This is a genomic window from Nocardia sp. NPDC059236 (assembly GCF_042754085.1).
Lineage (GTDB): Bacteria > Actinomycetota > Actinomycetes > Mycobacteriales > Mycobacteriaceae > Nocardia.
Map to the genome: position 1 here is coordinate 201,982 of NZ_JBHZAF010000015.1, position 18,176 is coordinate 220,157.

15 protein-coding genes are annotated in these 18,176 nt (G+C 69.3%); 4 read left to right on the plus strand and 11 right to left on the minus strand.

Annotated features, from left to right (window positions below):
• Positions 1–182: 182 nt before the first annotated feature.
• From ACFXIV_RS33180 to ftsY, 4 genes are all read right to left on the minus strand, one after another.
• Complete coding sequence (locus ACFXIV_RS33180) at positions 183–2,630, minus strand: [protein-PII] uridylyltransferase (RefSeq protein WP_379401123.1); 2,448 nt, start codon at positions 2,628–2,630, stop codon at positions 183–185.
• A 116-nt stretch (positions 2,631–2,746) separates the two neighbouring features.
• Entirely contained in the window at positions 2,747–3,085 is a 339-nt protein-coding gene (locus ACFXIV_RS33185; RefSeq protein ID WP_040859831.1) for a P-II family nitrogen regulator, read from the minus strand.
• 5 nt (positions 3,086–3,090) lie between these two features.
• Positions 3,091–4,476 carry an ammonium transporter gene (locus ACFXIV_RS33190; protein WP_379401122.1) on the minus strand — a complete coding sequence of 462 codons (1,386 nt, stop codon included), beginning with the start codon at positions 4,474–4,476 and terminating at the stop codon, positions 3,091–3,093.
• A 197-nt stretch (positions 4,477–4,673) separates the two neighbouring features.
• Positions 4,674–6,368 carry a signal recognition particle-docking protein FtsY gene (gene ftsY / locus ACFXIV_RS33195; RefSeq protein ID WP_379401121.1) on the minus strand — a complete coding sequence of 565 codons (1,695 nt, stop codon included), beginning with the start codon at positions 6,366–6,368 and terminating at the stop codon, positions 4,674–4,676.
• Positions 6,369–6,606: 238 nt separating this feature from the next.
• On the opposite strand from ftsY, the gene ACFXIV_RS33200 reads away from it, so the two are divergent.
• On the plus strand, positions 6,607–6,996 hold the full coding sequence (locus ACFXIV_RS33200; RefSeq protein WP_326357779.1) for a DUF2237 domain-containing protein: 390 nt from the start codon (positions 6,607–6,609) through the stop codon (positions 6,994–6,996).
• An 18-nt stretch (positions 6,997–7,014) separates the two neighbouring features.
• On the opposite strand, the gene ACFXIV_RS33205 is transcribed toward ACFXIV_RS33200, so the two are convergent.
• On the minus strand, positions 7,015–7,920 hold the full coding sequence (locus ACFXIV_RS33205; protein ID WP_379401120.1) for a hypothetical protein: 906 nt from the start codon (positions 7,918–7,920) through the stop codon (positions 7,015–7,017).
• 174 nt (positions 7,921–8,094) lie between these two features.
• Entirely contained in the window at positions 8,095–8,931 is an 837-nt protein-coding gene (locus ACFXIV_RS33210; protein ID WP_379401119.1) for a TetR/AcrR family transcriptional regulator, read from the minus strand.
• Between the two features lie 103 nt (positions 8,932–9,034).
• On the opposite strand from ACFXIV_RS33210, the gene ACFXIV_RS33215 reads away from it, so the two are divergent.
• Entirely contained in the window at positions 9,035–9,955 is a 921-nt protein-coding gene (locus ACFXIV_RS33215) for an NmrA family NAD(P)-binding protein (protein WP_379401118.1), read from the plus strand.
• A gap of 57 nt (positions 9,956–10,012) precedes the next feature.
• On the opposite strand, the gene ACFXIV_RS33220 is transcribed toward ACFXIV_RS33215, so the two are convergent.
• Complete coding sequence (locus tag ACFXIV_RS33220) at positions 10,013–10,669, minus strand: HAD family acid phosphatase (protein WP_379401117.1); 657 nt, start codon at positions 10,667–10,669, stop codon at positions 10,013–10,015.
• A 104-nt stretch (positions 10,670–10,773) separates the two neighbouring features.
• A complete protein-coding gene (gene smc / locus ACFXIV_RS33225) occupies positions 10,774–14,385 on the minus strand; it encodes a chromosome segregation protein SMC (RefSeq protein WP_379401116.1) in 3,612 nt (1,203 codons plus the stop codon).
• A 94-nt stretch (positions 14,386–14,479) separates the two neighbouring features.
• On the opposite strand from smc, the gene ACFXIV_RS33230 reads away from it, so the two are divergent.
• Positions 14,480–15,418: a MerR family transcriptional regulator gene (locus tag ACFXIV_RS33230; protein ID WP_379401114.1), complete on the plus strand. Its 939-nt coding sequence runs from the start codon at positions 14,480–14,482 to the stop codon at positions 15,416–15,418.
• Between the two features lie 70 nt (positions 15,419–15,488).
• On the opposite strand, the gene ACFXIV_RS33235 is transcribed toward ACFXIV_RS33230, so the two are convergent.
• The 3 genes from ACFXIV_RS33235 to ACFXIV_RS33245 all read right to left on the minus strand — a co-directional run bounded on the left by ACFXIV_RS33235 (position 15,489) and on the right by ACFXIV_RS33245 (position 16,771).
• Positions 15,489–15,725 (minus strand): hypothetical protein, encoded by a 237-nt coding sequence (locus ACFXIV_RS33235; protein ID WP_379401113.1) that lies wholly within the window; start codon positions 15,723–15,725, stop codon positions 15,489–15,491.
• The gene (locus ACFXIV_RS33240; protein ID WP_379401112.1) at positions 15,722–16,243 is read right to left on the minus strand and encodes an Rpn family recombination-promoting nuclease/putative transposase; all 522 of its coding nucleotides are present in this window, start codon (positions 16,241–16,243) and stop codon (positions 15,722–15,724) included. The genes ACFXIV_RS33235 and ACFXIV_RS33240 overlap by 4 nt, the downstream gene beginning before the upstream one ends.
• A 99-nt stretch (positions 16,244–16,342) precedes the next feature.
• A complete protein-coding gene (locus tag ACFXIV_RS33245; protein WP_379401111.1) occupies positions 16,343–16,771 on the minus strand; it encodes a DUF1707 domain-containing protein in 429 nt (142 codons plus the stop codon).
• 172 nt (positions 16,772–16,943) lie between these two features.
• On the opposite strand from ACFXIV_RS33245, the gene ACFXIV_RS33250 reads away from it, so the two are divergent.
• A complete protein-coding gene (locus tag ACFXIV_RS33250) occupies positions 16,944–18,176 on the plus strand; it encodes an acyl-CoA dehydrogenase family protein (RefSeq protein ID WP_379401110.1) in 1,233 nt (410 codons plus the stop codon).

Here is an 18,176-nt window from a genome sequence, read left to right on the forward strand (position 1 = left end):
ATGCTCGCGACAGCTTGGGACCTCCGGATCGACCTTGCACGCGAATACTAGGGTGTGACTGCGATCACCCGATCGGTATTGCAGCAAATCTCCTGCAACATTCTTATTAACCGGCAGACATGCGGTTTGCCCGCTAATCCCGGTTCCTGGCGAACAATGGGGAAACCGCCGGGAGATCCGATTCAGCTGTCCGATTCGAGAGGTTTCTTCGGTTGTTGCGGCGGCACCACCGTCAGCATCGCCGCCTCGATCTCCGCCCGCCGCCCGGGCGTGTCGGAAGCGCCCAGATCCAGGCAGAACGAGTCGATGACCGCCGAACCCATGGTCACCACCTTCGCCCAGCAGACATTCACCCCGGCCTCGGCCAGCGCCGCGGCCAACCGGCTCAGCAACCCGATGCGATCCTCGGCACGCAATTCCAGCAGCACCCGGCCCGGATCGGCGGTCTCGTGCCAGAACACCCGCGGCCGCGCCTGCGCGAACGGCCTCGGCTGGGCGCCGCCCGCATCGCGCTCCTTGCGGGCCAGCACCGAGGCCAGATCCAGGTCGCCGTTGATGGCGCGGATCAGTTCCTGGCGCAGCAGGCCCGGGTCCGGCGGATCACCGAAACGCGGTGCCACGACGAAGGTATCGATGGCCGAGGCGCCCACACTGGCGAGTTCGGCCGACAGCACCCGCAGCGAGTGCACGGCCAGCACACCCGCCGCGTCGGAGAGCAGACCCGGATTGTCGGGCGCGACCACGGTGACCACATGCTGGTAGCGGCTCTCTCCCGGCTTCAGATCCACGTGCACGCCACCGGATTCCGCGCGGGCGCGCAGCTCGTCGGGAATCGGGGTCGGCTCGGGCAGGGCGTAGCCCGCCATGGCCGTGCGGCAGTTGCGCACGAGATCGCCGATGAGCGAGGCCTTCCAGTCGTTCCACACGCCGGGCCCGGTGGCCAGCGCGTCGGCCTCGGCCAGGGCGTGCAGCAGTTCCAGCAGCTGCGGGTCACCGTCGAGCGCGTCGATCACCATCTTCACGGTGTCGGAATCGGTGATGTCGCGCCGCGTGGCCGTGTCGGGCAGCAGCAAGTGGTGGCGCACCACGCCCGCGAGCGTCTGCACGTCGGAAGGCCACAGCCCCAGGCGATTTCCGATGGAGACGGCCAGCTCCGCACCGACCACGCTGTGATCCTCGGTGCGGCCCTTGCCGATATCGTGCAGCAGCGCGCCCAGCAGCAGCAGGTCCGGGCGGGCGACCCGGGTGGACAGCGCCCCGGCCTGGGCGACGGTCTCCATGAGGTGACGGTCCACGGTCCAGGTGTGCATGGCATCGCGCGGCGGCAGGTCGCGCACCACGCCCCATTCCGGAAAGAGCCTGCCCCACAGGCCCGTCCGGTCCAGTGCCTCCACGGCATCGACGGCGCCGCGGCCCGTGCCCAGCAGGACCAGCAGGTCGTTGAGGGCTTCCTTGGGCCACGGCTCGCGTAGCTCGGGCGCGTCCTCGCCGAGCCGGTTGAGCGTGGTCGCCGACATCGGCAGCCCGGTCTGCGCCGAGGCCGCGGCCACCCGCAGGATCAGCCCGGGATCGCGCTGCGGCCGGGCATCGCGGGCGAGCACCACCTCCCCGGAGTGTTCGACCACCCCCTCATCGAGTGGTCGGCGTACCGGGGCGCGGCGCAAGCGCGCGAGCCCGCGCCGAGGCAGCGCGTTCCCTGCGGTCCGCAGCCCGACGTCGGTGGAGTAGCTCACCGTGCGGGCCGCATCACTGAGCGTGCGGGCCAGATCGAAGCGATCCCCGATGCGCAGGGCCGCCCCGATCTCGTCGGCGTCCTGGGCCCGCAACTGGTCGCGGGCCCGGCCCGCCACCCGGTGCAGTTCGGTGCGGACATCCAGCAGGCGGCGATGCGCCTGCTGCAACCCGCCACCGGGCACATCCGGACCGAGCCCCGGCATGGCGTCGGTCAGTTGTGCGATGGCGAGCGCGTCCAGCAGCTGGATGTCCCGCAGCCCGCCGCGCCCGTTCTTGATATCGGGCTCGGCGCGGTGCGCGACGTCTCCGCTTCTGCGCCAGCGGGTTTGGGCCTGTTCGATCAGGGCGTCGAAACGGGACCGGATTCCGGCGCGCCAGTCCCGGCGCACGCCGCTGATGAGCAGGTTGCTCAGACCGTCGTCGCCCACGATGTGCCGGGCCTCGAGCATGCCGAGGGCGGCGGTGAGATCGTCGGCGGCCACGCGCAGCGCCTGCGGGACGGTGCGCACGCTGTGATCGAGCTTGATGTGGGCGTCCCACAGCGGATACCAGAGCTGATCGGCGACCTCGGCGACCCGCTGCGGATCGACGTCGTCGTAGAGCAGCACCAGATCCAGGTCGGAGTAGGGCAGCATTTCCCGGCGGCCCAGTCCGCCCACGGCGACGAGGGCGAGCCCGCTGTCGGCGGTGATGCCGACCTCGTGGCCCTTGGTGGTCAGCCACAGCTCGTAGAGATCCACCAGCGCTTCCCGCAGCGCCTCGGGGTCCAGACGGGCCGCGCGGCCGTTGGCGCTGTGCTCCGCGAGCAGTTGGTTGCGGGCCCGGACCAGGTCCGAGGCTCCGCCGGAAACCTGCTCGGCCTCGGTTCTGTCGTCGCGTTCCTGCTGGAAACCCACAACCCACCACCCATCTGAATTCAGTTCTTCGCCGCACATGGGGGCGGCCCCGCCACCGCCGGTTCGACACCGACGGTGGCCGGGGCCGCCACTGGTTCCGCTGTTCTGGTTACCGCCTACAGAGCGTCGGAACCGCGTTCGCCGGTGCGCACCCGGACGATGGCGTCGACCGGGGTCACCCAGACCTTGCCGTCACCGATCTTGCCGGTGCGGGCGGCCTCGACGATGACCTCGACGACCTTGTCGACGGAGGCGTCGTCCACGACCACCTCGACCCGAACCTTCGGGACGAAGTCGACGGAGTACTCGGCACCGCGGTAGACCTCGGTGTGGCCCTTCTGGCGACCGTAACCCTGAACCTCGCTGACGGTCATGCCGAGCACGCCCGCCTGCTCCAGGCCGGTCTTCACGTCCTCCAGGGTGAACGGCTTCACGATCGCAGTGATCAGTTTCATTTTCGTCATGCCTCCTTGACGGCGGCGGTGCGCGCCGCACCACCCACAGCAGCGAAATCGTATGCCGTTTCAGCGTGATCCGACTCGTCCATGCCGACGAACTCCTCTTCCTCCTTGGCGCGGAGACCGATGGTGAACTTGATGGCGAACGCGATGATCAGCGTCACGATGAACGAGAAGGCAAGCACCACACCGGCTCCCACGGCCTGACGCCACAGCTGGTTGAAGCCGCCGCCGTAGAACAGACCCGCGACACCGGCCGGCGCCTCCTTGGTGGCCACCAGGCCGACCATCAGGGTGCCGATGATGCCGCCGACCAGGTGGACGCCCACCACGTCGAGCGAGTCGTCGAAGCCCAGCTTGAACTTCAGGCCGACGGCCAGGGCACAGGCCACACCGGCGACCGCGCCGATGGCCAGCGCGCCGAGGACGTTCACCGAGGAGCAGGACGGGGTGATGGCGACCAGACCCGCGACGATGCCGGACGCGGCGCCCAGCGAGGTGGCGTGACCGTCACGCAGCTTCTCCACGAGCAGCCAGCCGAGCATGGCCGAGCAGGTGGCGAAGGTGGTGGTCAGGAAGGTGGAACCCGCGGTGCCGTTGGAGGACAGCGCCGAACCGGCGTTGAATCCGAACCAGCCGAACCACAGCAGACCGGCGCCGAGCATGACGAAGGGCAGGTTGTGCGGACGCATCGGGGTCTTCGGCCAGCCCTTGCGCTTACCCAGGACGAGGCAGAGGGCCAGGCCCGCGGCACCGGCGTTGATGTGGACCGCGGTACCACCGGCGAAGTCGATCACGTGCAGCTTGTTGGCGATCCAGCCGCCCTCGTGAATGACATTGCCGTCGGAGTCGGTGGCGTTGAAGTCGAAGACCCAGTGCGCGACCGGGAAGTAGACGATCGTGGCCCAGACCGCGGCGAACAGCGCCCAGGCGCCGAACTTCAGACGGTCCGCCACCGCGCCCGAGATCAGGGCGACGGTGATGATCGCGAACATCAGCTGGAACGCCACGAACACGGTCATCGGAATGTGGGTGTTACCGGCCAGCGGGATCCCGACGACCTTGGTTGGATCGGAATCCGCGACCGCGTCGGGACCGATCAGGCCCTTGAGGCCGAAGAACTGCTTCGGGTTGCCGATCAGTCCGAACTTGTTGTTGCCGAACGCTGCCGAGAATCCGAAGATTGCCCATAGCACGCCGACGATGCCCATGGCACTGATGCTCATCATGATCATGTTGAGCACGTTCTTGCTACGGACCATGCCGCCGTAGAAGAACGCGAGCCCCGGGGTCATCAAAAGCACCAATGCCGAACTCGCCAACATCCAGGCTGTGTCGCCGGTGTTCGGCAAATCAACGATGGGGTACGCCACCTTTGTCCTCCTCATCTCTGGCCCCGCAGCAACCTGCGAATAAGCCTGCAATGAGATTCACCAGTCGGTGTTTCAGCCGTGATCCTGCGGCGTTTCGCCTAGGTGAACGGGTGAGCTTGCACTGTTGCGGTCACGTTTCCGAAACCGCACCGCCGTTAGGACGACCGGGTGAGGATGATGTTGATTTCGGTATCGATGCAGTTCAGTAGCGGTTAACCCAGCAGGGCGTCGACGAAGGCGCCCGGTTCGAAGGGTGCGAGGTCGTCGGCGCCCTCTCCCAAACCGACCAGTTTGACCGGAACGCCCAGCTCATGCTGCACCTGGAAGACGATTCCGCCCTTGGCGGTTCCGTCCAGCTTGGTCAGCGCGACACCGGTGATGTCCACGACGTCGGCGAAGACCCGCGCCTGCATCAGGCCGTTCTGGCCGACCGTGGAGTCGAGCACCAGGATGACCTCGTCCACCGCGGCCTTCTTCTCCACCACGCGCTTGACCTTGCCCAGCTCGTCCATCAGGCCGGTCTTGGTGTGCAGGCGACCGGCGGTGTCGATGAGCACCACGTCCACGCCGCGATCGATACCGGCCGACACCGCGTCGAAGGCCACGGCCGCGGGATCCGCGCCCTCCTTGCCGCGCACGGTCTCCGCGCCCACGCGCTCACCCCAGGTCTGCAGCTGATCGGCGGCCGCGGCGCGGAAGGTGTCGGCCGCGCCCAGCAGCACCCGGCGGCCGTCGGCCACCAGCACACGCGCCAATTTGCCGGTGGTGGTGGTCTTTCCGGTGCCGTTCACGCCCACGACCAGCAGGATCGAGGGGTGATCGGCGTGCGGTAGGGCACGGATGGAGCGATCCAGCTCGGGTCGTAGCGCGTCGACGAGCACCTCGCGCAACAGGGCGCGCGCGTCGGCGGCGGTGCGGATGCTGCGGGCGGCCATCTCCTGACGCAGCCGCTCCACGATGGCGGCGGTGCTGGCAGTACCCAGGTCGGCCATGACCAGGGTGTCCTCGATCTCCTCCCACGAGTCCTCGTCCAGATCGCCACCGCCCAGCAGGCCGAGCAGCGACTTGCCGACGGCGTTCTGGGAGCGGGACAGGCGACCGCGCAACCGGGTCAACCGGCCCGCGGTGGGCTCGATCTCGGCGATGGCCGGGGCGGCAGCCTCGGCGGGGGGCGCGGTTTCGGGCGCGGCGGCGGGCGCACCCGCGTGCGCGGCGATGGCGGCCTCGGCGGCAGCGGCCACCTCGGCGGCGGCGACCGCGGCCTCGGCGGCCTCCTCGGCGGCGGCCTCTTCCGAGGCGGGGTGCTCGACGACATCCCCGGCGGCGGTGCCGGCCGCGGTCTCACCGGCCTGCTCGGCGGCCTCGACCGCCGCGGCTCGGGCGTTGTCCTCGGCGTTCTCGGTCGACTGCGCGGCCGCGTCACCCGCGTCGGCGGCCTCGCCGGCCTCAGCGGCTGGGGCGGATTCGGTGGCCGGGGCGGATTCGGTGGCGACGGGCTCGGTGGGCGTGACGGGCTCGGTGGCCGGAGCGGGCTCGGGGCCCTGGACCGGTTCGGGGAGGCGGACATTGGTGATGCTGCGCTTGGCGGCGTCGCGCGGGACGGCGGCGTCGTCGCCGACGTGCGGCTGACCCTCGTCGTCGGTGCGCTCGGGCGGGAGCGGCAGCGGTTGCGGCTCGGGTTTGGCGGCGGGCGCCTGCTCGCGCTCGGCGGTGCCGCTGCCCTGGCTGAAGTTGAATCCGGTCGAGGCTTGATATCCGCCCGACCGGTCGGTCACCTCCTTGGTCTCGGTGACCTCCGGGGTCAGCGAGATCCGGCGGCGCTTGTTCAGGGCGTAGCCGGCAACCAGCGCCACGAGCAGCACCGCCGCGATCGCGGCGATGAGAATCCACAGTTCAGCAGTCGTCACGCCCCCATCCTTTCAGAGGCACCTGTATTGCCGGATTCACATACCTACCGACGCGTCGCAGGGCAGTGTCGTCTATCACGCAGGGCAGTGTCGTCTATCACACAGCGAGGCCGTCCGATGCGGAGACACGCCGGGGAGGGGCTTGGAAATCCCAGCAACTACCAACCGGTCTGCTCGAGATCGTGCCACAGTGCGGAAGGAGCGGCGAATGCGACACCGAGACAATAGGATCGGCGACGTGACCGATCGAAATGTGCTTGGGGGACCGCTGGAGGAGTGTGGCACCGATCCTCTCACCGGCTTCTACCGGGACGGATGCTGCAGCACCGGTCCCGAGGATTTGGGCAGCCACACCGTCTGCACCGTGGTGACGGCGGAATTCCTGGAGCACCAGAAGTCGATCGGCAACGATCTCGTCACTCCGCGGCCCGAGAACAACTTCCCGGGCCTGCAACCGGGCGACAGGTGGTGTGTGGTGGCCGTGCGCTGGCTGCACGCCCACGAGGACGGGGTGGCCGCGCCGGTGGTGCTGGCCGCCACCCACGAGAACGCCCTCGAGGTGGTGCCCATGGAAACCCTGCGCAAGTACGCCGTCGACGTCCCCGACGACGTCAGCGACCTGCTCTGAGACCCTGCCGCAGTCGGCTCATCCGCCGGTGTGCAGCTCGTTGTCGCTACCCCTGCGCAGCAATGCCTCTGTGGCGCTGCGCAATTCGACGCGGGCCGCGCACAGCTGCGGGTCCGAGGCGAAGGCCACACGGTCGGCGCCGGCGTGCAGGGGGCCGTGGAGGACCTGCAGGGTGATGGAGCCGGCGACGGCGCCGAAGAACAGGGCGATCAGGGCGGGGCGCTCACCGGCCAGGGTGAGGGCGAGCGCGGCCTGACCGCCGAACACGGCCGCGGTGGCCGCCGAGAGCACCAGCGAGTGGGTCATGTCGGCGCGCAGCGCCTCGCCCTCGTCGTAGGCGTCCACCACGGCGATGCCCAGGCCCAGCACCACCAGGTCGGCCGCGATCACCGACAGCATGGCCGTGCGCGGCAGGACGTTGAGCCCCAACAGGATCAGGGCCGCGCTGAGCCCGAGCAGCAGCGCGCCGATGGTGAGCAGCCCGGCCGCCGACCGCCGCGAATCCTCGGACCATTCGGCGTGCTGTCCCAGCATCCCGAGCATGGTGCCGAGCAGCGCCAGCAGGGTGAGCGCGCCGAGCAGGTACCCGGCGGGCAGGAAGCCGCCCGCGGCGGGCATGGCCAGCAGGGCTGACAGTGGCAGCAGCCCGACCCGCCACCAGCGGTCCACGCGCTCGACGGCGCCGAGGGGCAGCAGCCGCACGAAGACTCCGCTGAAGGCCAGCACCGGCGCGCACACCAGCACGATCCGCGGACCGTCGAACCAGGAGTTGCCGCCGGCCAGCCGATCCGCCACCACGGCCGCGGCGAATGCCACCAGCCCGATGGCAGCCCTGCGTAACAACGGCTTTCGCGGATCCCGCGCCAGTAGATACAAACCGAGCCACCATGCGACACCGAACGTCGCGGCCGACACCCAAACCACGCAGGGAGCGTACTTCCCCACCGCCCTGTTGCGGGCCCATACGAAGACGCCAAATATGGCCTTCTACCAGTATTTTTCGCCTCCACACCCGCCTCGTCACACCTTCGCATCCGTTCGGACACACCCAGGTCACGAAGTGCCCCAACGGCTTTCAGGGCGGGGCCGATCAGGGGCTCATGCGGGGGTGGCGTGGCGACGGCGATGGGCCTTCTGACGGCAGGCAGCGGAGCAGTAGCGGGCCGGGCGGCCGGTGCCGGTCGGGTGGATCGGGGTGGCGCAGATCGGGCAGTGGGGTGTTTCGTCACGCGCCCTGGTTTCATCACGGGGCGCGGGCCGGTTCCGGAGTTTCGTTACGATGCCGGATGCGGCCCGGGCGCGCATGGAATCCAGGACCAGGGCGGCGGGGCGGGACAGTTCGCGACCCGGGCTGAGGCGTTGGATGGCAACACATCCCGTGAACAGGGCCAGCACGTCGGAGAGCGCGAGGTCCGGGCGGACCGCGCCGGCGCGCTGCGCGGCGACCAGCAGATCGTCGAGGGCGGTGTGGAAGCGGGCGCCCGCGTCCTGCACCAGTTCGCGCGGCCAGCCGTCATTGGCGGCCAGGTCGCAGACGGCCTGGTTGCGATGGGACGAGACGATGACCTCGGTACAGAAGACGAAGAAGGCCCGGCCCGGGTCGGGCGCATCCCGCAGGCGGTGCGCGAGAGCGGTGAGGCGGTCGATGCGCTGCTGCATGACCGCTTCCAGCAGTGCGGTTTTGGTGGGGAAATGCCGGTAGACGGTGCCCGCGCCGACGCCCGCGCGGCGGGCCACCTCGGCCAGCGACACCGCGACGCCGCCCTCGGCGAGGGCCCGCTGCGCCGCGGCCAGCACCAGCGCGCGATTGCGGCGCGCATCGGACCGGGTGTTCGGGGCGGGCTTGTCGCGGAGCGCGGTCGGCTCTACGCGGGACAGGGTGCGCTCCATGTCGGACAGGGTGGGCTCTACGTGGGACAGGCTGGGCGCGGACATTTCGTTACGCGGGTCCTTTCCGGTGGTGGTCAACGGAAACGGGCGGTTCTAGCGTCCATATTCGGGTCGACCGACCCGAATACTACCGAACGAACGGCTGACGATGTCTTCTCGAAATGATCCGACCGAGCCTTCTCGCAATGATCTGGTGCTGGTGACCGGGGCGACCGGCAAGCAGGGCGGGGCCACCGCGCGCCGGCTGCTCGCCGCCGGCCGGGCGGTGCGGGCGCTGGTGCGTGATCCGGAATCGCCTGCGGCACAGGAACTCGCGGCCGCGGGCGCGCAACTGGCCGGCGGGGACTTCGACGCTCCCGAGTCCCTTGCTCCGGCACTGTCCGGCGTGGGCGCGGCCTTCCTGGTACCGCCCGCGACCTTCGGCCCGAACGGCTGGGACACCGAACTGGAGGTCGAGCGCGGCACGCGGTTCATCGCGGCGGCGCGCGCCGCCGGGGTGGAGTTCATCGTGTTCACCACCGTCGCCTCCTACACCGAGGACGGCAAGTGGGGTGCGCAGGGCAAGCGGCGAGTGGAGGAGGCGTTGCAGTCCAGTGGTCTGCACTGGACGATCCTGCGCCCGGCCCGCTTCATGGAGAACTACTTCATGCAGGGCTTCCCGGTGGACGGCATCAACGATGGCGTGCACAAGCATCTGTTCCCGGCGGACCGGCCGGTGCAGTCCATCGCCCTCGACGATATCGCCGTGTTCGCGCACCTGGCCTTCGCGGATCCGGCCCGATTCCACGGCCAGGTCCTGGAATTGGCGGGTGACGATCCGACCATGCCCGCCGCGGCCGCGGCCATCACGGCCGCCACCGGGCATGCGGTGCGATACCTGGAGGGCACCGAGGCCGAGGCCGATGCCATGGGGCCCGAGGTCGGGGCGGTCTGGCGCTTGTCGCGGCAGGGCCAGGGCTGGCACGCCGACATTCCCGCGCTGCGCGAAATCCACCCCGGTTTGCGGACTTTCGACATGTGGCTGGCCGAAACCGGTGCGGCGCGGCTGAAGTCGCTGCTGGACGGGTGAGTACCGCGGGCGAGGAGGACCGGAGCCTCCTCTCCCGCGGTCACGGGACTCGGTAGATCACGGCAGGGCGCCGTTGTAGTCGGGCAGCTTGAAGGTTTTCAGTGCATGGCCGCCGGACAGGTCGGAGGCGCTGTTGCCGATATTGGCGACGATGGTGTAACCCTGGGCCTCGATGGAGGCGCGGGTGGCGGTCTTGTAGTCGGCGAGGGCGCCCGCGCCGCTGGAGCCGGTGGTGAGGCCGCCGCCGTAGAGCCCGTCCACCGGGTAGCCGACGGTGGTCAGGTTGATCTGGGTGTAGAAGTTCATGAGCGCGGGCCGGCCGGTCACGAAGATGATGGACGCGCCTTGGCTTTTCGCCCACTGCGCCAGCTTCAGGATCGGCTGGATGGCCGGAGTGATCGGGCCCGGATGGTAGGTCGTCTCGAGCACGGTGTTGTCGACGTCGAAGACGATGGCGGGCTTGGCGGTTCCGGGCAGCGCGGTGGTGAGGTAGGTCTGCGCGTCAGCGGCGATCGGGGTGATGTCGCCGATCCACTGGCTGTAGGGCGGCAGGTTGCTGTTGCTGCCGCCGGAACCGGACAGGGAACCGGTGCCCGAGCCGGAGGCCGATCCGGATCCGAGTGCGGAGGATCCGGAGTCGGCCAGGGCGACCGGGAGCGGGGCGACCAGGCCGACGGCGATGCCGGCGGCCAGTACTGCGATGGAGCGTCTCATGGGGCCGGACGCTAATACCTCGCCCGTGCGACCCGCAGGCGTTTCACTTTGCGCCGCACCGCAATCCCGCTCACCGGGACGGCGGCACCACGGTCGTCACCGGGTCACGGTGTCGCGCCGACCAGATTCTCCCCGCGCATGCGCTGCGAGATCACCTGTGTGATGCCGTCACCGCGCATGCTGACGCCGTAGAGCGCGTCGGCGATCTCCATGGTCGGCTTCTGGTGGGTGATGACGATGAGCTGGCTCTTCTCGCGCAGCTGCTCGAACAGGCCGATGAGCCGGCGCAGGTTGGTGTCGTCCAGCGCCGCCTCGACCTCGTCCATGACATAGAACGGGGAGGGCCGGGCCCGGAAGATCGACACCAGGAAAGCCACTGCCGCAAGGGACTTCTCGCCACCGGAGAGCAGCGACAGCCGCTTGACCTTCTTGCCCGGCGGGCGGGCCTCGACCTCGACGCCGGTGGTGAGCATGTCGCTGGGATCGGTGAGCAGCAGCCGCCCCTCACCGCCGGGGAACAGGCGGCCGAAGACCCCGGTGAATTCGCGTTCGACGTCCTCGTAGGCCTCGGTGAAGACCTGCAGGATGCGCTCGTCCACCTCGGCGACCACGTCGAGCAGATCCTGGCGGGCCTTCTTGACGTCCTCGAGCTGGGTATTGAGGAAGGTGTAGCGCTCCTCGAGGGCCGCGAATTCCTCCAGCGCCAGGGGATTCACCTTGCCGAGGGTGGTGAGGTCCTTCTCGGCGCGCTTGGCGCGGCGCTCCTGGGTGGCGCGGTCGTAGGGCATGGGCTGGGGTGCGCTGACGGCTTCGCCGCGGTCGCGGGCCTGCTCGTACTCCATCAGCTCCAGCGCGGTGGGCGGCATCGGGACGTCCGGGCCGTATTCGGCGATCAGGTCGTCGAGGCTGATGCCGAACTGCTCGGAGATGGTGGTCTCGACCTGTTCGATGCGCAGCGCGGCCTGGGCGCGGGCCACCTCGTCGCGGTGCACGGCGTCGGTGAGCTGGGTGAGCTGGGTGGTGAGGGCGCGGGAGCGTTCCTTGGTCTGCTCCGCCTGGGCCGCGAATTCGCTACGGCGGCGCACCAATTCGTCGCGGCGGGTGGCGGCCTGGCCGACCACCTGCTCGAGTTCGGCGGCCACCCGTTCCGCGGACTCGGCGACCACGGCGGCGACTGCGCCGGCCTGGCGGCGGGCGGCCTGGGCGCGTTCGGCGCGGGCGCGGGTCTCGCGTTCGGCGCGGGCCGCGCGGCGCAGCGAATCCGCTTTGCCGCGTACCGATTCCGCACGCTCCTCGGCCGTGCGGACGGCCAGGCGGGCCTCGACCTCCATCGAGCGGGCCTCGGCGAGGGCGACGGCGGCCTCCTCGCGGGCGTACCCCGCGGTCTCGGTGCCGGCGGCCTCCGGATCCATTTCGGCCTGTTCGAGTTCGGCGTGCCGCAGCCGGTCCTCGAGGTCGGCCAGCTTGGAAAGCGTGTCCTCGCGGCCGGTTTCGGCATCGTCGCGCTGGGCCAGCAGGCGGTCGCATTCGCGCTGGGCGGTGCGGGCGGCGTGGCCGAGGCGGCCCAGGCGGTCGTAGATGGCGACCAGGGCCTGATCGGATTCGTGCAGGGCGAGCAGGGCGTGGTCGACCGCCTCCTTGCGGTCGGACTGCTCAGCAAGCGCGCCCGCGAGCGCGGCCTCGAGTTCCTCGGCCGTGCGCTGCCAGGAGGCCAATTCGTCCTTGGCGGAATCGATGTCGGCCTGCACCTCGAGCTGGCTGGGGGCGCGGTCGGAGCCGCCGAGCAGCCAGCCGCTGCCGGTGAGGTCTCCGTCGCGGGTGACCACGCGCAGTTCCGGGCGCTCGGCGAGGACCCGGGCGGCGGTGGCGAGATCGTCGGTGACGGCGATGCCGGCGGTGAGGGCGGCGATGGCGCCGCGCAGGTCGGCGGGGCAGTCCACCACCTCGGTGAGCCAGCGCGCGGCCGCCGGTAGTCGCGAATCCGCCGGTGCCACCGGGTGATCGGTGGCGTCGGCGTAGACGATGGCGGCGCGGCCGCCGTCGGATTCCTTGAGGGCGTGCACGGCGGCGTGGGCCGAGGGCCCGGTGTCGGCGGCGACGGCATCGGCCAGCGGGCCCAGTGCGGCGGCGACCGCGGACTCGAAACCGCCGTGCACCCGGATCAGCCCGGACAGCGGGCCGAGCAGGCCGTCGGTGCGGTGCTCGAGCAGCCAGGCCACACCGTCCTTGCGGCGCAGACCCATGGTGAGGGCCTCGATGCGGGCGGTCAGCGAGGCGACGCGTTTACCGGCCTCGCGGTCCTTCTCGCGCAGTTCGGTGACGCGCTGGTCGGCCAGGGCGAGCGCCTGGGCGGCGTGCTCGTAGGAGGTGTCGAGGCCCTCCTCACCCGCGTCGAGTTCGCTCAATTCGCCCTGGACGGCGTCGAATTCGGCGTTCGCGTCCTCGCCGCGGCGGCGGGCCTCGGCGATGCCGGTGGACATGCGTGCGATCTCGCCGTCCACGGACTGGGCGCGGATGCGCAGGGTATCGACCTGGCCGGACAGGCGGGCCAGGCCCTCGCGGCGGTCGGCGATGGCACGGACGGCGGCCAGGTGGGCCTGTTCGGCGGCCTTGGCGGCCTGCTCGCGTTCGTGCAGTTGCTCGCGGGCGGCTTCCAACGTTTCGGTGGCCATTTCGACCGCTTCGCGTAGTTCGGCCTCTTCGGCTTCGACCCGATCCGCCTCGCGCTCCAGCTGTTCCGGGTCGCGGCCGGCGCCGGCGGGTTGCTCGATGGTGAGGTTGCGGGCGCGATCGCGGGCAATGCGAATAGTGGCATTGACGCGTTCGGTCAGGGCGGACAGCTGGAACCAGGTCTGGGCGGCGGCCTCGGCGCTGGGGGTGAGCTTGGAGAGCTCGAATTCCTGCTGGGCCAGGGCGGCATTGGCGGCGTCCAGCTCGGCCTGCATGTTGACCTGCTGCTCGCGGGCGTAGGCCTCCTTGCTCTGCTGACTCTCCAGTTCGCGGCGGCGGCTCACCAGATCGTCGGCGGCCAGGCGCAAGCGGGCGTCGCGGAGCTCGGACTGGACGGTCGCGGCGCGGCGGGCCACCTCGGCCTGCCGGCCCAGCGGCTTCAACTGCCTGCGCAATTCGGTGGTGAGGTCGGTGAGGCGGGCCAGGTTGGCCTGCATGGCGTCCAGCTTGCGGACCGCCTTCTCCTTGCGCCGCCGGTGCTTGAGCACGCCCGCGGCCTCCTCGATGAAGGCCCGCCGATCCTCCGGCCGCGATTCCAGAATCGCCGACAGCTGGCCCTGCCCGACGATGACGTGCATTTCCCGGCCGATGCCGGAGTCGCTGAGCAGCTCCTGGACATCCATGAGCCGGCAGGAGTTTCCATTGATCTCGTACTCGCCCGCGCCGTCCCGGAACATGCGGCGGGTAATGGACACTTCGGAGTACTCGATGGGCAGCACGCCGTCGGAGTTGTCGATGGTCAGCGTGACTTCGGCACGACCGAGCGGGGCGCGGCCCGTGGTACCGGCGAAGATGACGTCCTGCATCTTCCCGCCCCGCAGCGCTTTCGCGCCCTGCTCACCCATCACCCAGGTGAGCGCGTCGACGACGTTGGATTTCCCCGACCCGTTGGGCCCGACCACGCAGGTGATCCCTGGTTCGAATCGCAACGTCGTCGCGGACGCGAAGGACTTGAACCCCTTCAGCGTCAGACTCTTCAGGTGCACAGCGGCTCAGACTACCCGCTCCGCCGGGATTGCCCCGAGTATGCCGGACACGAGGACTTGAGTCTCCACCAAGGGGAAGCACCAAGGTTGACGCATGGACGACGAAACGCTCTACACGATCGGGGCGCTGGCCGAACGCACCGGCCTGACGGTCAAGACCATTCGGTTCTACTCCGATAAGGGGATCGTTCCGGCGACCATGTACAGCCCCGGCGGCTACCGGCTGTACGACATCGAGGCCGTGGCGCGCCTGGAACTGGTACGCACCCTGCGCGAACTGGGCATGGACCTGGCGACCGTGCGGCGCGTGCTGTCCCGCGAAACCTCCCTGACCGAGGTCGCGACCGCGCACGCCGAGGCGGTGGACGTACAGATCCGCGTACTGCGGCTCCGGCGCGCGGTGCTCCGCGCGGTGGCCAACCGGGGATCGGATGACAAGGAGATGGGATTCATGCACAAACTGGTGCAATTGTCGGAAGCCGAACGCGCCCGCATCATTCACGACTTCGTCGACGACACCTTCGGCGCCGTGGACGGCAACCCCGCCGTCCTGGAACTGCTCCGTTCCACCATGCCGGAACTCCCCGACGACCCCACCCCCGACCAGGTCGGCGCCTGGATGGGCCTGGTGGAACTGGTGCAGGACAAGGAATTTCGCGCCGCGGTCCGCCGCATGGCGGACTACCAGGCCGAGGAACGCGCCGCCGGCGACGACACCGGCCTCCACCACGACCTCACCGAGGCCGTCCGCACCGAAGTCGCCCGAGCCCTGACCGATGGCATCGCCCCCGAAAGCCCCGCCGCAGCACCCGTCCTCGACACCCTCACAGCCCGCTACGCCGAAACCTTCACCAAGCCGGACGACCGCAATCTCCGAGAATGGATCCTGAACCGCCTGGAAATCGCCAACGACCCACGCGTAGAACGCTATTGGCACCTGGTAGCCACCATCAACGCCTGGCCCCCACTCCCCGACCTGACCCCAACCTTCAACTGGTTCGCCACCGCGCTCCGCACCCAACTCGCCCAGTAGTCGAGGCACCGAGAGCCCGTGCCGAAAGCCGATCAGTGTGCAGCAAATCCCAAATGGGAAGTGCTGCACACTAATCCTCGAACACCTCGTCGGGACTGCCCGCTGTCAGAACCCGCGCATTCCACGCGCGCAACCGCTCCGGGGTCGCGGAACGGACCGCGGCGACAGTCTCGGCGGTAAGCGTTCCGAACTTCTCCGACAGCTGCTCGATCAGAGCCTGCGCGCGCCATTTCGCTTCGCTTTTCGCTTCACCCCTCGCCTCGCCTTCCGCGCGGCCTTCGGCGCGGAGTCGGTCTGCTGTCGTCATGATGACCTCCCTGGCCTGGGGTCCGAGTTGTCCGATGACGGATCCGAGATCGGGTAATCGCCGAGCGCGGTGCGGGCGCCTGCGTCGATGCTGATCAGGTCGGCGAGCTCGGTCGGTTTGTTCCAACGGCGTCCGTTGGGGCTGGCGTGTACGACCATGGGGATCACCACTGGCAGGGTGTCGGTCTTGGGGTGGTCGTCTATGTAGTGGTTCCAGATGCGGACCATGTACTCCAGCATCCGGAACGGCATCAGCGGGTGGGGTTGGCTTTGATGTTCGACCAGGACATAGATGAAGGCGTCGTGGCCCGCCAGGCGGGTGCGGAACAGGAGATCACTGAAGCGGGAGCGGAGCTCTGGGGTGACGAAGCTGCAGGGCTGCAGTTCCAGGGCGTCCCAGTCCACGCGCGCGGATACGGCCGGCGGGAGCACCGCCTGCAATTCTCCGGCAGCGTTCGCGGGCTTGGCCAGGACGTGCCGGAAGTAGGCGTCGTGCGGATTGTTCGGCGGGTCAGCCATATTCGGGCAACCTACGCCGCATCCACTCCCCTGCAATCGGTTTCATGGCGACTCGCCATCTGACACGCGGCGATGCCACGCCCTGACGTGCACTCGGGGTCAGCGGGTGCGGTGGCGGTTCTGGGCGGCGGATTCCCAGCCCATGACGACGCGGAAGACGAGGACTGCGCCCCAGGGGCCGATGACCCAGATGGGCCAGGGGTAGGTGAATTCGCCTGTGGTGAGTGAGATTGCGGCCCAGATACCGAGGCAGAGGAGGCTGACGCCGAGCCAGGCGCTGCCTTCGATCTGCTGCCAGATGGGGAAGCGGGTGCGGGAGATGGACTGGGGCGCAACGGTCTTGGGCAGTTTGGGGAGGTCCTGGAGGACCAGTTGGAGGTCTTCGCGGGTGGCGGTGGCGTAGACCCGGGTGAGGCGCTCGTTGTATTCGGCCAGGTCGAGGCGGCCGTCGGAGAGGTGGCGGCCGAGGAGGTCGGCGATCTGGGCGCGCTCGGCGTCGGAGGCGCGGGTGCCGGTGGTGATGTCCATGTCGATCCTCTCGGTCGGACGCTTCCATATGTTCCACAGTGGAATATAAATCCAGGATAAACCTCCACAATGGAATGTCAAGGACATTGAAGTGAAGGCAGGTGCCAGCACATTTGCCAGCAGGAGTGATGCGATGAGATGGTTAGTGTCAGTTCTCGGACAAGGAGTCATCGTGGACCTCGACTGGTCGCCTGCCGATCTGGCATTCCGTGATGAAGTGCGCAGCTTCCTCGACGAAAAGTTAACCGACGATCTTCGCCGTGCGGGACGGTTGGCGACCAGCGTCTACCCGGACCACGAGGCCAGCATGCAGTGGCAGGCCGTCCTGCACGAGCGCGGCTGGGCCGCCCCGGCATGGCCGCTGCAGTACGGCGGCTGCGACTGGAGCCTGACCCAGCACTACATCTTCGGCCGCGAATGCACCCTGGCCGGCGCACCGAACCTGTCCCCCATGGGAATTCGCATGGTCGCGCACGCCATCATGGCCTTCGGCACCCCGGAGCAGAAGGACTTCTTCCTGCCCCGCATCCTCACCGGCGACGTCTTCTTCTGCCAGGGCTATTCGGAGCCCGAGGCGGGCTCGGACCTGGCCTCGCTGACCATGGCCGCGGTGCCCGACGGCGAGGACCTGGTCGTCACCGGCTCCAAGATCTGGACCACGCACGCCACCGAGGCCAACTGGATCTTCGCCCTGGTCCGCACCTCCCGGCAGGCCAAGAAGCAGCAGGGCATCACCTTCGTGCTCATCGACATGCGCACCCCCGGCATCGAGATCCGCCCGCTGGTCATGACCTCCGGCGAGCAGGTGCAGAACCAGGTGTTCTTCGACCAGGTGCGGGTGCCGCAGGCGAACGTGCTGGGCGCCATCGACGACGGCTGGACCGTCGCCAAGTACCTGCTCAACTTCGAGCGCGGCGGCGGCGCGGCGGCCCCGGCCCTGCAGGTCATGGCCGAGGAGCTCGCCCAGGCGGCCACGGAGCAGGTCGCCCCGAACGGCGCCGCGCTCATCGACGACCCCGCCTTCGCCGCCAAGCTGGCCGATGCCCGCCTGCGCGCGGACGTGCTGGAGATCCTCGAATACCGCACTCTCGCACTGGTTTCCAGCGGCAAGGACCCGGGCCCGGCCGCGTCCACCATCAAGATCCTCGGCACCGAACTGAGCCAGACACTCACCGAGCTCGCGCTGGAGGCCGCCGGTCCGCGCGGTCGCGCCTATCAGCCGCACGCCACCATGCCGGGCGGCCCGATCGCCGATTTCACCCCGCCCGCCGATGGTTTCGTCGCCGGCGCGGACTGGCAGGCGGTCGCCCCGCTGCGGTACTTCAACGACCGCGCCGGCTCGATCTATGCCGGCAGCAACGAGATTCAGCGCAACATCATCGCCAAAGCCACCCTGGGACTGTAG

Excerpts from the sequence above, each read along its gene's own strand:
- ACFXIV_RS33185 (WP_040859831.1), bottom strand. The coding sequence starts at position 3,085 with ATGAAACTGATCACTGCGATCGTGAAGCCGTTCACCCTGGAGGACGTG.
- ACFXIV_RS33190 (WP_379401122.1), bottom strand. The coding sequence starts at position 4,476 with ATGAGGAGGACAAAGGTGGCGTACCCCATCGTTGATTTGCCGAACACC.
- ACFXIV_RS33210 (WP_379401119.1), bottom strand. The coding sequence starts at position 8,931 with ATGTCCGCGCCCAGCCTGTCCCACGTAGAGCCCACCCTGTCCGACATG.
- ACFXIV_RS33215 (WP_379401118.1), top strand. The coding sequence starts at position 9,035 with ATGTCTTCTCGAAATGATCCGACCGAGCCTTCTCGCAATGATCTGGTG.
- ACFXIV_RS33220 (WP_379401117.1), bottom strand. The coding sequence starts at position 10,669 with ATGAGACGCTCCATCGCAGTACTGGCCGCCGGCATCGCCGTCGGCCTG.
- ACFXIV_RS33230 (WP_379401114.1), top strand. The coding sequence starts at position 14,480 with ATGGACGACGAAACGCTCTACACGATCGGGGCGCTGGCCGAACGCACC.
- ACFXIV_RS33235 (WP_379401113.1), bottom strand. The coding sequence starts at position 15,725 with ATGACGACAGCAGACCGACTCCGCGCCGAAGGCCGCGCGGAAGGCGAG.
- ACFXIV_RS33240 (WP_379401112.1), bottom strand. The coding sequence starts at position 16,243 with ATGGCTGACCCGCCGAACAATCCGCACGACGCCTACTTCCGGCACGTC.
- ACFXIV_RS33245 (WP_379401111.1), bottom strand. The coding sequence starts at position 16,771 with ATGGACATCACCACCGGCACCCGCGCCTCCGACGCCGAGCGCGCCCAG.